Source organism: Streptomyces sp. NPDC111520, assembly GCF_055635295.1.
The window spans coordinates 12,754-25,508 of the sequence record NZ_JBVKBW010000014.1; the positions used below are offsets into that span (position 1 = coordinate 12,754).

The window sequence follows — 12,755 nt, forward strand, 5'->3', positions numbered from 1 at the left end:
GGTGGGCGATTTGCGCGTGTTCCTCTGGACGCGTGTGCTCGATTACCATCAAGGCGTTTTGTGTACAGCGGGGGTGCGTGAGTAAGGACGGTGACTGCGTGCTCCCGGGCAGGCTTCAGACGCGCGGCGGCTTCGCCGTGGTCGATCTCGAGGCCACCGGTGCCAGTTCGCGGCGCCACAGGGTGGTCGAACTGGCCGTGGTCCTGCTGGACCGCGACTTCGGGTACGAGGGCGAGTTCTCCACCCTCGTGGACCCCGAGGGGCCGGTCGGGCCCACCCACATCCACGGCATCGAGTCCCGCCACGTCGAGGCGGTCGGCGCCCCCCTGTTCGGGCAGATCGCCCCGAGGCTGCTGGGGCTGCTGCGCGGCAGGGTGCTGGTGGGGCACAACGTCGGCTGCGACCGCGCGTTCCTGGCGGCGGAGTACGCCCGGCTCGGGGTGGAGTTCCCCGTCGTGCCGGAACTGTGCACCATGCGGATGGCCGCGCTGCGCGAACCCGCGCCGGGCGGGCTGAGCCTGCTGGCGTGCGCCGAGGCGGCCGGGCTGACCGGCTGGACCGCGCACACGGCGCTCGGCGACGCCCGCGCCACGGCCCGGTTGTTCGCCTCGTACGTCCTGGACCACCCGGGTGGACCCGCGCAGGCGGAGAAGGCGCTGGCGCGCGCGGGGGCGGTCGAGTGGCCGCAGTTGGCCGGGGCGGACGCGCTGTGGGTGGGACGCCGGAGTGCGGAGCGGGCGCCGGCGTGGAACGTTCCGTCGCAGCAGAAGGTTTCTTATGTCCGTAATGGGGGTGCGTGATGCCGGTCACTTCCCCCGGGCAAATCGGACACCATCTTTGTGCACGCGTTCACAAAGACATAGCCTGGCGTGCACGGGGCGGTCCCGACGAAGGGTGCCGCTCGCAGCCCAGCTCTACCCGCAGGAGCATCGTGGCAACTGGCCGAACTCACCGACCGGCGACCCGCAGCCGAGGGATTCCCGAGGCCACCGTCGCCAGGCTCCCGCTGTACTTGCGGGCCCTGACCGCGTTGTCCGAGCGATCGGTGCCCACCGTTTCCTCGGAGGAACTCGCGGCCGCCGCCGGGGTGAACTCCGCCAAGCTGCGCAAGGACTTCTCCTACCTCGGTTCCTACGGAACCCGCGGCGTCGGCTACGACGTCGAGTACCTCGTGTACCAGATCTCCCGTGAGCTGGGCCTCACCCAGGACTGGCCCGTCGTCATCGTCGGCATGGGAAACCTCGGGGCCGCGCTCGCCGGGTACGGCGGCTTCGCCTCCCGCGGTTTCCGCATCGCCGCGCTCATCGACGCGGACGTCCAGCTCACCGGCCGGCTCATCGCCGGGCTGCCCGTACGGCACGCGGACGAGCTGGAGGGCATCGTCGAGGACAACCAGGTGTCCATCGGCGTGATCACCACGCCGGCCGGGGCCGCGCAGGAGGTCTGCGACCGCCTGGTGGGCGCCGGGGTCACCTCGATCCTCAACTTCGCCCCGACCGTGCTGACCGTCCCCGACGGGGTCGACGTCCGCAAGGTCGACCTCTCCATCGAGCTGCAGATCCTCGCCTTCCACGAACAGCGGAAGGCCGGCGAGGAGCTGGAGGGCAGCCTCGCGGCGCCCCCGGCGGCGGCCAAGGCGGGCCGTGACGGCGGTCGCCGTCCGGGACCTGACGGGGACGTCCCCGCCGTGATGCCGGCATGAGCCTCCTCGTCGTCGGACTGAGTCACCGCACCGCCCCCGTCAGCGTCCTGGAGCGCGCGGCGCTGGGTGAGGACACCAAGGGCAAGCTGCTGCTGGACGTGATGGCCGCCGAGCCCGCGGGCGAGGCCGCGGTGCTGTCCACCTGCAACCGCATCGAGCTGTACGCGGACGTGGACAAGTTCCACGCCGGCGTCGCCGAGCTGTCCACCCTGCTCGCCACGCACAGCGGCGTCGGTCTCGACGAGCTGACCCCGCACCTGTACGTGCACTACGAGGACCGGGCCGTCCACCACCTGTTCTCGGTCGCCTGCGGCCTGGACTCCATGGTCGTCGGCGAGGGCCAGATCCTCGGCCAGATCAAGGACACCCTGAGCCTCGGCCAGGAACTGCACACCGCGGGCCGCTCCCTGAACGACCTGTTCCAGCAGGCGCTGCGGGTCGGCAAGCGCGCGCATTCCGAGACCGGCATCGACCGGGCCGGGCAGTCGCTGGTGACCTTCGGCCTGGAGCAGATGGCCCAGGCGGTCGGCGGCGTCCCCTTCGAGGAGTGGGGCAAGGGCAAGCGCGCCCTGGTCGTCGGCGCCGGATCGATGAGCTCGCTGGCCGCGGCCACCCTCGCCCGCGCGGGGGCGGGCGAGATCGTGGTCGTCAACCGCACCCACGAGCGTGCCGAGCGCCTCGCCGAGAGCGTCGGCGGCCGTGCCGCGTACCTGGAGGACCTGGCCGGCGAGCTGTCGTCCGCGGACATCGTCGTCTCCTGCACGGGGGCGACCGGGCTGGTGCTCACCGCCGACACCGTGGCCCGCGCCACGCTTTCCCGGGCCCTGCGCTCCGGCGGCAAGCCGGTGGCGCCCATCGGGATGCTCGACCTCGCCCTGCCGCGCGACATCGACCCGCTGGTGCACTCCCTGGACGGCGCCCACGTCATCGACCTGGAGACCATCGCCGAGGCCGCCGCCGACGCCCCGATGGCCGCGGACGTCGACGAGGTGCGAAAGATCGTTTCGGCTGAGGTGGCCGCCTTCGGCGCCGCCCAGCGCGCCGCGCACATCACGCCGACCGTCGTCGCGCTGCGCGCCATGGCCGCCGACGTGGTCGCCACCGAACTGGCGCGCCTCGACGGCCGCCTCCCCGACCTGGACGAACGGCAGCGCGCGGAGGTCACCCAGACCGTGCGCCGCGTCGTCGACAAGCTCCTGCACGCGCCTACTGTGCGGGTCAAGCAGCTCGCGGGAGAGCCCGGCGGCGCCGGGTACGCCGACGCGCTGCGCGAACTCTTCGACCTGGACCCCCAGGCGGTCGCCGCGGTCAGCAGGGCCGACTCACCGCGCACGCCGGTGATCCCCTCCGCCGCCTCGGCCGTACCGCCGGTGGCGTCGGCTGCTTCAGCAACGAGTGACTCGAATCGAGGGCGGGCATGACGAGCCCAACCGCACTGAAACTGGGAACCCGGCGCAGCGCGCTGGCGATGGCGCAGTCCGGCATGGTGGCCGAGCAGGTCCGCCGGATCACCGGCCGTGACGTGGAACTGGTGGAGATCACCACCTACGGCGACGTCTCGCGCGAGCACCTGGCGCAGATCGGCGGCACCGGCGTCTTCGTCTCCGCCCTGCGCGACGCGCTGCTGAGCGGCGAGATCGACTTCGCCGTCCACTCCCTCAAGGACCTGCCGACCGCCGACCCCGAGGGCCTGACCCTCGCCGCGGTCCCGCTCCGTGAGGACCCGCGCGACGCGCTGATCGCGCGCGACGGCCTCACCTTCGAGCAGCTGGCCGCCTCCCCCCGGGGAGCCCGCATCGGCACCGGCTCGCCGCGCCGCATGGCGCAGCTCAACGCCTGGGCCCGCTCGATGGGGGTGCGCGTCGAGACCGTGCCGATCCGCGGCAACGTCGACACGCGCATCGGATACGTTGCCTCGGGCGACCTCGACGCCGTCGTGCTCGCCGCCGCCGGGCTCAGCCGGCTGGGGCGCCTCGCGGAGGCCACCGAGCTGATCTCCGCCGACGTCGTGCTGCCCGCTCCCGGACAGGGAGCGCTGGCCGTCGAATGCCCTGCGGACGACGCAGGGCTCGTCTCCGTGCTCGCCGAGCTCGACGACCCGTTCACCCGGGCCGCCGTGACCGCCGAGCGCGCACTGCTCGCCGCCCTCGAGGCCGGCTGCTCCGCGCCCGTGGGCGCGCTGGCCGAGCCTGCCTTCGAAGGCGTCGGCGAGCCCATCACCGAGCTGCGCCTGCGCGGTGTCGTCGGGACCACCGACGGCTCCTCGCTGGTGCAGATGTCCATCACCGGTCCGACCCCCGCATCCCGGGACGAAGCCGTGGCCCTCGGCCGCGAGCTCGCCGACGAGATGCTCGCCAAGGGCGCGGCCGGTCTTATGGGGGAGCGCGAACTTTGAGCCCCACCGCCGCCGCAGCGACCAACACGACCGCAGACGCCACCGCGGCCGGGCCGGCAGGACCGGCAGGCCGGACGGCCACCGCGGGCCGCACCGGGACCGCGGGCACGGGAACCCCGGGTTCCGTCCTCGGGCACGTCACCTTCCTCGGTGCCGGGCCCGGTGACCCCGGGCTGCTGACCCTGCGCGCCGTCGAGGCGCTCGCCCACGCCGACGTCCTGATCGGTGACCAGCACGTGCTGGACGTCGTGACGACCCATGCCCGGCCGGGCGTGGACACGGCACAGCCGGGCGACGCCGAAGGGGAGTTGAGCCCCTCGGCCGCTGCCGCCAAGCTTTTCATGGCCTCCGCGCGCACCGGCAAGCGGGTGGTCCGTGCGATCGCCGGCGACCCCGGACTCGACTCCGCGGCCGCCGGCGAGATGCTCGCCTGCGCGCAGGCCGGCATTCCCTTCGAGGTCGTGCCGGGCGTGGCCGCGGCCGTGGGCGTGCCCGCGTACGCGGGTGTGCCGCTCAGCGGCGACGTGCGCTTCGTGGAGGCCGCGACCGCGTCGGGGCGGTGCTGGAACGAGGCGGGCGCGAGCGACGCGACCCTGGTCGTCTCCACCACCCTGCAGACGGTCGCCGCCAACGCGGCGGAGCTGGTCTCCGGGGGCCGCAAGCCGGACACCCCGCTGACCGTGACGGTCGCCGGCACGACGACCCGCCAGCGCACCTGGACGGCGACCCTGTCGACGATCGCGGCCGAGTTGAAGGCCACGAAGGCGCTGCCCACGCCGGAGGGCCCGATCGCGGCGATAGCCGTGGTCGGCGAGCCGACCACGCGGCGCGACCTGCTCTCCTGGTTCGAGACCAAGCCGCTGTTCGGCTGGAAGGTGCTCGTCCCGCGCACCAAGGAGCAGGCCGCCTCGCTCTCCGACCAGCTGCGCTCCTACGGCGCCGTGCCGCACGAGGTGCCCACGATCGCGGTGGAGCCGCCCCGCACCCCGCAGCAGATGGAGCGCGCGGTGAAGGGCCTGGTCACCGGGCGGTACGAGTGGATCGCCTTCACCTCGGTGAACGCCGTCAAGGCCGTCCGTGAGAAGTTCGAGGAGTACGGGCTCGACGCGCGCGCCTTCGCCGGGATCAAGGTCGCGGCGGTGGGCGAGCAGACGGCCGCGGCGCTGGTGGACTTCGGCGTGAAGCCGGACCTGGTGCCCAGCGGCGAGCAGTCCGCCGCGGGCCTGCTGGAGGACTGGCCGCCCTACGACCCCGTCTTCGACCCGATCGACCGGGTCTTCATGCCGCGCGCCGACATCGCGACGGAGACGCTCGTGGCCGGGCTCGTGGAGCTCGGCTGGGAGGTCGACGACGTCACCGCCTACCGGACCGTGCGGGCCTCCCCGCCGCCGGCGGAGACCCGTGAGGCGATCAAGGGCGGCGGGTTCGACGCGGTGCTGTTCACCTCGAGCAGCACGGTGCGCAACCTCGTCGGCATCGCGGGCAAGCCGCACAACGTGACGGTGATCGCCTGCATCGGCCCGGCCACCGCGAAGACCGCGGAGGAGCACGGGCTGCGGGTGGACGTGATGGCCCCGGAGCCGTCCGTCCACGCGCTGGCGCAGGCGCTGGCGGACTTCGGCGTCCGGCGGCGCGAGACGGCGATCGCCGCGGGAGACCCCGTCACGCGGCCCAGCGAGCGGCGTCCCGGCTCCCGTCGCAGGGCCCGCGTCTGAGGCCACCCCGGCCCCGTTCGCTCCGTGCCCCCGGCTCCCTCCCGGAGCCGGGGGCCGCTGCGTTCCGGGGCCGGGGGCTGCTGCGTTCCGGGACCAGTGCCGGGCCGACAACGGGTCGGCATGAGCACGGCGCCCACGGGCGTACCGTGGAACGCGGAAAACGGCCCGGGACGGAGAAAGGCGCGGCGCGATGACGAGCGGAAGCGGAAGCGGACACGGTCAGTTCCCCGGTACGAGGCCCCGCCGGCTGCGCACGACGCCCGCGATGCGCCGCCTCGTCGCGGAGACCCGGCTGCACCCCGCCGAGCTGATCCTGCCCGCCTTCGTCCGTGAGGGCGTGCACGAGCCCGTGCCGATCACGGCCATGCCCGGCGTCGTCCAGCACACCCGAGACACCCTCCGCAAGGCGGCCGTCGAGGCGGCCGAGGCGGGCGTCGGCGGGATCATGCTCTACGGGGTGCCGCTGGACGAGAAGAAGGACGCCGTCGGCACGCCCGGCACGGACCCGGACGGGATCCTGCAGGTGGCGATCCGGGACGTGATCAGCGAGGTCGGGGACGCGCTGGTGGTCATGTCCGACCTGTGCCTGGACGAGCACACCGACCACGGCCACTGCGGAGTGCTGGACGCCGAGGGCCGGGTGGACAACGACGCGACCCTGGAGCGCTACGCCGAGATGGCGCGGGTGCAGGCCGACGCGGGCGTGCACGTGCTGGGCCCGAGCGGCATGATGGACGGTCAGGTGGGCGTGGTGCGGCAGGCGCTGGACGCCGCCGGTCACCAGGACGTCTCCATGCTGGCCTACACGGCGAAGTACGCCTCGGCGTTCTACGGGCCGTTCCGCGAGGCCGTGGGCTCCTCGCTGAAGGGCGACCGCAAGACGTACCAGCAGGACCCGGCGAACCTGCGCGAGTCGCTGCGCGAGCTGGCGCTGGACATCGCCGAGGGCGCCGACATGGTGATGGTGAAGCCGGCGCTGCCGTACCTGGACGTGGTGGCGAAGGTCGCCGAGGCCGTCGACGTGCCGGTCGCGGCGTACCAGGTCAGCGGTGAGTACGCGATGGTCGAGGCGGCCGCCGAGCGCGGCTGGATCGACCGCGAGCGCGCCATCATGGAGACCCTGACCGGGATCCGCCGCGCCGGTGCGCAGCTGATCCTCACCTACTGGGCGACCGAGGTGGCCTCGCAGCTCTGACGTCTGCGGCCGCCCGGCTCGCGGGTACCGGTCGCCACCGCGCACCGGACGCCCACGGCGCGGCGTGGTGCCGCGTCCGGCGAACACCAGTACCGGGCACGCGAGTCCGGCCCGTCGCGGGACCGGCGACGATCTCCGGCCCGTCCGTGCGTGTGCACGGGCGCGGCTGAGCACCGCGGACGGATGTGGAAGGGCCCGCCCCCGTGAGGGGCGGGCCCTTCGTCCGTTCCCAAGGGTCGCGGCTCTTCGGGTCCGGGGCCCTGTCGGGGCGCGGAGGGCACGGGACGTGACGCCCCCTCAGCGTGGGCGCGGCCGTCGCGCAGCCGTGGGCCCGCCGGCCGGGTGTGACCGGCGGCAGTGGAGTGATCATGCCCGGCCGGGTCTGCAGCCGGGACGGTCACCTGCCGAAGGTGGCAGGGCGGCGTTCTTCCCGCCCTGCCCGGACGCGGTGCCCACAGATGATCGCGCGCAGGACGCGGATGCGGACGGCGCGGTTCCAGGTCCTCCGGCATTTCATTACATCAAGTGGCGTTGGTGTCGATTCGGACTTAACGGCCTAAGTAGGTGGGAAATTCACAGCAAGTCCACAGCAGGCGGAGGCACAAGGGCCTCCGCCGTGAAAGGAGAACCGCGATGCGGATTCCCCGATTCGCCGCCGCGCTGGGCGTCGCTGCCGCCGTCCTGCTGGGCGGCGCCGGCGCTGCCGGCGCCGCAACGCCGCCCACGGCGGCGGTGTCGCAGACGACCCAGGCGACAAACGACCGGGGCGGCGAGTACCGGTACGACGGTGACCGCGGCCGGGGCGGCCGTGAGTTCCGCCGTGACCGGGGCCGTGACGGACGCGAGTACCGCCGCGGCGGGCGCGACGGCCGCTGGCACCACCGCCACCACCGGCACCACCCGCGCTGGCACCACCGCCACCACCGTCACGACCACCGCTGGCACTTCCACCGCTGAGCGGTCCTGACCGGGTTGTCTCGGGGGTGTCCTTCCACCGCGGGGAAGGACACCCGTACCTCGGGCCCGGCCGGAAGCCGGCCTAGTCCCACCAGAAGGACCAGACGGGGGCGTCCACCAGGGACCCGGCGTACGCGCGCAGCGAGCCGTCGCCCTGGGTGACGTTGTCCGGGCAGAAGGCGAAGTGCTCGGCGGCCACGGCCTCAGCCTCCGCCACGGTGGCCGGCGGCGCGGCCACGGAGACGAAGAGCACGTCGAAGCCGACGGCCACGACGCGCACGCCGAAGCGCTCCTCCCAGGAGCGCAGCACCGAACAGAGCCGGGCCACGTCGTACTCGTGGTTGCACGGCCCCGTCCAGCCGATGGCGGCGGGGACGTCGGCGCTGCGCCGGGCGGGGACGAGGGCCGCTCGGGGGTCCTTGATCCATCCCGCCTCGACCACGGACGCGGCGACCTCGGCCGCCCTGACGTCCGGGTCGGCCTCGAACTCCCGCGCGGGCGCGAGGCCGGGCCACGTCCGGCCGAACGGGGCGACCAGGTCGCCGTCGTCCTCGCCGGGATCCTCCTCCCACTCGCCCTCCCAGAAGCCGGCGAGGACCTCGTCGGCGTCGTGGTCGCCGGGGTAGGACATCGCCCCGGGGTCCAGGTCCCTGGTGGTGGGCAGCGCCCCGTCCATGGAGAGCAGCACCGGGAGCAGACCCGCCGTCATCCGCGCGGGGAGCAGCCGTTCCCAGGAGGCGGGTTCGGCGGGCCCTTCCGCGTGCCAGAGCAGCGGTTCGTGGCTGCGGCCGTCGCGCGTGGCGTCGACGAGCGTGCCGGGCGGGAGGTCGAGGCCCAGGGACCGGCCGGCCGGGTCCTGCGCGAGCTTCGGGAGCTGGTTGGGGAGCATCGCCATGGCCGTGAATCTAGGGGTGCCCACCGACAGCGGCGGCCCCGGGGGAGTGATGACTCCTGCCGGGGCCGCCGACGTACGGACGCGGGGCGCGTCAGAGGCGCTCGGGCGTGCGGATGCCGAGCAGCGCCATGCCCTGCCGCAGGGTGCGGGCGGTCAGGTCGCAGAGGAAGAGGCGGTTCTCCTTGACGTCCGGGGCCGGCTCGGGCTTCACGACCGGGCACTGGTCGTAGAACGTCGTGAACGCCGAGGCCAGCGCGTACAGGTACGAGGCCAGCTTGTGCGGCTCGTACGTCTCCGAGACGCCCGCCAGGGTCTCCGCGAACCCGTCCAGCAGCAGACCGAGCGCCCGCTCGGCCGGGGCCAGCGGCAGCTCGGGGTGGGCGACCGGCTGTGCGCCGCCCGACTTGCGCTGGATCGACTGGGTACGCGCGAACGCGTACTGCAGGTACACGCTCGTGTCGCCGTTGAGCGAGACCATCCGGTCGAGGTCGAAGACGTAGTCCCGGCCGAGCGAGGTGGACAGGTCGGCGTACTTGATCGCGCCGATGCCGACCTCCTTGGCCCGGTCGGCGACCTCCTCGTCCGTCAGATCGGGGGACTTGTCCCGGATGACGGTCGCGGCCCGCTCCACGGCCTCGTCCAGCAGGTCGACCAGCCGGAAGGTCTCACCGGACCGGGTCTTGTACGGCTTGCCGTCCTTGCCGAGCAGCGTGCCGAACGGGATGTGGAGCGCCTTGACCTCGTCGGTCAGCCAGCCGGCCCGCTTGGCCGTCTCGAAGACCATCTTGAAGTGCAGGGCCTGCCGGGAGTCCACCACGTACAGCAGCGTGTTCGCGTGCAGGTCGGCGGTGCGGTTGCGGATCGCGGACAGGTCGGTCGCGGCGTAGCCGAAGCCGCCGTCGGCCTTCTGCACGATCAGCGGGACCGGCTCGCCGTCCTTGCCCTTGACGTCGTCGAAGAACACGCACAGCGCGCCCTCGGAGCGCACGGCGACGCCGGACTCCTCCAGCAGCTTGCAGGTCTCGACGAGCATGTCGTTGTAGCCGGACTCGCCGACGACGTCCTCGTCGCGGATCTCGATGTCCAGCTTGTCGTAGACCGAGTTGAAGTAGATCTTCGACTCGTCCACGAAGCGCTGCCACATCGCCAGCGTCTCCGGCTCGCCCGCCTGGAGGTCCACGACCCGCTTGCGCGACCGGGTCTTGAAGTCGTCGTCGGAGTCGAAGACCGTCCGGGAGGCCTTGTAGAGCCGGTTGAGGCGCGACATGGAGGCCTCGCCCGCCTCCTCGCCGGCCTCGGACGTCCCGTGGTCCAGCTCGTGCGGGTGCTCGACCAGGTACTGGATGAGCATGCCGAACTGGGTGCCCCAGTCGCCGATGTGGTGCCGCCGGACCACCGTCTCGCCCTCGAACTCCAGGATCTTGACGAGCGCGTCGCCGATCACCGAGGACCGCAGGTGGCCGACGTGCATCTCCTTGGCCACGTTCGGCTGCGCGTAGTCGATCACCGTGACGCCGGGGTCCGCCTTGGCGGGCACGCCGAGCCGGTCGTCGGCGGCCCGGGCGGCCAGCGTCCGGGTGATCGCGGCGTCGGAGACGGTGATGTTCAGGAAGCCGGGGCCCGAGACCTCGACGTCGGCGATGAGGCCGTCGTCCTTCGGGAGGGCGGCCACGACCTCGGCGGCCAGCTCGCGCGGGTTCGCCTGGTGGAGCTTGGCGAGGCCCAGCACACCGTTGGCCTGGAAGTCGGCCCGGTCGCTACGTCGCAGCAGCGGGTCGGCACCGAGGGCGTCAGCGACGCGCTGCTGGATCGTGGCGGAAAGCGAGTTGACCGAGGCCATGGGATGGGTGCTTCCTGAGAGGGATCGGAGATCAACCCTCAGTATCCCACGCGCTACCACTCATTTTTCTCTGGGACAATTGCCGGGTACCGCGCTACCCGCTGCACAGGTGGAAGGAAGTCGAGACAGTGGCTCAGAGCACCGAGGCCGACTGGGTCGCCCGCTTCGCGGACGACGTCATCGCGGAAGCCGAGCGGCGGGCTCCGGGCAAGAAAATCACCGTCGCCTCCGGGATCAGCCCGTCCGGGCCGATCCACCTGGGCAATCTGCGCGAGATCATGGTCCCGCACCTGGTCGCCGACGAGATCAAGCGGCGCGGCGTGCCCTGCGAGCACATCCTGTCCTGGGACGACTTCGACCGCTACCGCAAGGTGCCGGCGGGCTACGACCCGTCGTACGCCGAGCACATCGGCAAGCCGCTGACCGCCGTCCCGGCGCCCGAGGGCAGCGCGTACGAGAGCTGGTCCGACCACTTCAAGGCGCCCTTCCGCGAGGCGCTGGCGGCGCTCGGCGTCGAGGTCACCGAGATCAGCCAGACCGTCGAGTACACCTCCGGCACCTACCGCGAGCAGATCCTGCACGCGATGCGCGAGCGCCGGCGGATCGACGAGGTGCTCGGCCGCTACCGGACGAAGAAGAAGGCCGGCGGCGAGGAGCAGGACGACGAGGAGGCCACGCTCGCGCAGGCCCCCGAGTACTTCCCGTACAAGCCGTACTGCACGGCCTGCGACAAGGACCTCACCACCGTCGTCGCCTACGACGACGACACCACCGAGCTGACCTACGAGTGCCAGGCCTGCGGCAACCGCGAGACGGTCCGGCTGAGCGAGTTCGACCGCGGCAAGCTGGTGTGGAAGGTCGACTGGCCGATGCGCTGGGCCTTCAAGGGCGTGGACTTCGAGCCCTCCGGCGTCGACCACCAGTCGCCCGGCTCCTCGTGGATGGTCGGCCAGCAGCTGGTGCGCGAGATCTTCGGCGCCGAGCCGCCCATCGGCCCGATGTACGCCTTCGTCGGCATCAGCGGCATGGCCAAGATGTCCAGCTCCAAGGGCGGCGTGCCGATCGCGGCCGACGCCCTGCAGATCATGGAGCCGCAGCTGCTGCGCTGGCTGTACGCCCGCCGCCGGCCCAACCAGGCGTTCAACATCTCCTTCGGCGACGAGATCTCCCGCACCTACGACGAGTGGGACGCGCTGGAGCGCAAGGTCGCCGAGGGCGCGGCCGCGCCGGTGGACCTCGCGGTGCACTCGCGGGCCGCGCGCACCGCGGGCGGCGAGCTGCCGACCACCCCGCGCAAGCTGCCGTACCGCACCCTCGCCTCCGTCGTGGACATCACGACCGGGGACGAGGAGCAGACGCTGCGCATCCTGCGCGACCTCGACCAGGAGCGGCCGCTGGCCTCCCTGGACGAGGCCCGGCCGCGGCTGGACTGCGCCGAGCGCTGGGTGAACACCCACGTCGAGCCGGAGGCCCGTACCCGGGTGCGCACCGAGCCCGACGCGGAGTCCCTCGCGGCCCTGTCCGGCGAGGAGCGGGAGGCCCTGAAGCTGCTGGTGGACGGGCTGCCCGAGCACTGGTCGCTGGACGGGCTGACCACCCTGGTCTACGGCGTGCCGAAGATCCAGGCCGGCTTCGCGCCCGACGCCAAGCCGACCCCGGAGATGAAGGTCGCCCAGCGGTCCTTCTTCGCCCTGCTCTACAAGCTGCTGGTCGGCCGGGACACCGGACCGCGGCTGCCCACCCTGCTGCTGGCCGTGGGCCAGGACCGGGTGCGGGAGCTGCTCGCGGGCAGCTGACCCCGGCTCGTACACGACGGCGGCGGGTGGCCATGCCACCCGCCGCCGTCGCGCGTTCCGGGGCGAATATTCGAACGCGTCGTGGCGCGCGGCGCGTTATGGTCGTCGGGCGCGGGGCGGCTCCCGGTGTGCTTCCTTCTCTTCACTCCAAATGAACCGAGTGCACCCCCTTCCCGCCCCGCGCGCGCAACCGGCGTCACCGGTCCGGCGACCGGACCGGACCCGGGGCGGCTCCTGGGCGTGCTTCCTTCTCACTGCGA

At 72.8% G+C, this 12,755-nt stretch carries 10 protein-coding genes; 8 read left to right on the forward strand and 2 right to left on the reverse strand.

Annotated features, from left to right (window positions below; genetic code table 11):
* Positions 1-77 precede the first annotated feature (77 nt).
* The 7 genes from ACZ7MY_RS29350 to ACZ7MY_RS29380 all read left to right on the forward strand — a co-directional run bounded on the left by ACZ7MY_RS29350 (position 78) and on the right by ACZ7MY_RS29380 (position 7,964).
* The gene (locus ACZ7MY_RS29350; protein WP_499606300.1) at positions 78-800 is read left to right on the forward strand and encodes a 3'-5' exonuclease; all 723 of its coding nucleotides are present in this window, start codon (positions 78-80) and stop codon (positions 798-800) included.
* A gap of 131 nt (positions 801-931) precedes the next feature.
* Positions 932-1,702, forward strand: coding sequence for a redox-sensing transcriptional repressor Rex (locus ACZ7MY_RS29355; protein ID WP_499606301.1), 771 nt, complete (start codon positions 932-934; stop codon positions 1,700-1,702).
* Positions 1,699-3,123, forward strand: coding sequence for a glutamyl-tRNA reductase (locus ACZ7MY_RS29360; RefSeq protein ID WP_499606303.1), 1,425 nt, complete (start codon positions 1,699-1,701; stop codon positions 3,121-3,123). Before ACZ7MY_RS29355 ends, ACZ7MY_RS29360 begins: the two co-directional genes overlap by 4 nt.
* The gene (hemC, locus tag ACZ7MY_RS29365) at positions 3,120-4,097 is read left to right on the forward strand and encodes a hydroxymethylbilane synthase (protein WP_499606304.1); all 978 of its coding nucleotides are present in this window, start codon (positions 3,120-3,122) and stop codon (positions 4,095-4,097) included. Before ACZ7MY_RS29360 ends, hemC begins: the two co-directional genes overlap by 4 nt.
* Positions 4,094-5,812 (forward strand): bifunctional uroporphyrinogen-III C-methyltransferase/uroporphyrinogen-III synthase, encoded by a 1,719-nt coding sequence (locus ACZ7MY_RS29370; protein WP_499606305.1) that lies wholly within the window; start codon positions 4,094-4,096, stop codon positions 5,810-5,812. Before hemC ends, ACZ7MY_RS29370 begins: the two co-directional genes overlap by 4 nt.
* Positions 5,813-6,002: 190 nt before the next feature.
* Positions 6,003-7,007 (forward strand): porphobilinogen synthase, encoded by a 1,005-nt coding sequence (hemB, locus tag ACZ7MY_RS29375; protein ID WP_499606307.1) that lies wholly within the window; start codon positions 6,003-6,005, stop codon positions 7,005-7,007.
* 633 nt (positions 7,008-7,640) lie between these two features.
* The gene (locus ACZ7MY_RS29380) at positions 7,641-7,964 is read left to right on the forward strand and encodes a hypothetical protein (RefSeq protein WP_499606308.1); all 324 of its coding nucleotides are present in this window, start codon (positions 7,641-7,643) and stop codon (positions 7,962-7,964) included.
* A gap of 82 nt (positions 7,965-8,046) precedes the next feature.
* On the opposite strand, the gene ACZ7MY_RS29385 is transcribed toward ACZ7MY_RS29380, so the two are convergent.
* Entirely contained in the window at positions 8,047-8,859 is an 813-nt protein-coding gene (locus ACZ7MY_RS29385; RefSeq protein ID WP_499606309.1) for a DUF4253 domain-containing protein, read from the reverse strand.
* 91 nt (positions 8,860-8,950) lie between these two features.
* Entirely contained in the window at positions 8,951-10,699 is a 1,749-nt protein-coding gene (argS, locus tag ACZ7MY_RS29390; RefSeq protein ID WP_499606310.1) for an arginine--tRNA ligase, read from the reverse strand.
* Between the two features lie 128 nt (positions 10,700-10,827).
* Between argS and lysS the strand changes: the two genes are divergently transcribed.
* Positions 10,828-12,495 (forward strand): lysine--tRNA ligase, encoded by a 1,668-nt coding sequence (gene lysS / locus ACZ7MY_RS29395; RefSeq protein WP_499606311.1) that lies wholly within the window; start codon positions 10,828-10,830, stop codon positions 12,493-12,495.
* Positions 12,496-12,755: the final 260 nt, after the last annotated feature.

Excerpts from the sequence above, each read along its gene's own strand:
- ACZ7MY_RS29360 (WP_499606303.1), top strand. The coding sequence starts at position 1,699 with ATGAGCCTCCTCGTCGTCGGACTGAGTCACCGCACCGCCCCCGTCAGC.
- hemC (WP_499606304.1), top strand. The coding sequence starts at position 3,120 with ATGACGAGCCCAACCGCACTGAAACTGGGAACCCGGCGCAGCGCGCTG.
- hemB (WP_499606307.1), top strand. The coding sequence starts at position 6,003 with ATGACGAGCGGAAGCGGAAGCGGACACGGTCAGTTCCCCGGTACGAGG.
- ACZ7MY_RS29380 (WP_499606308.1), top strand. The coding sequence starts at position 7,641 with ATGCGGATTCCCCGATTCGCCGCCGCGCTGGGCGTCGCTGCCGCCGTC.
- ACZ7MY_RS29385 (WP_499606309.1), bottom strand. The coding sequence starts at position 8,859 with ATGGCGATGCTCCCCAACCAGCTCCCGAAGCTCGCGCAGGACCCGGCC.
- argS (WP_499606310.1), bottom strand. The coding sequence starts at position 10,699 with ATGGCCTCGGTCAACTCGCTTTCCGCCACGATCCAGCAGCGCGTCGCT.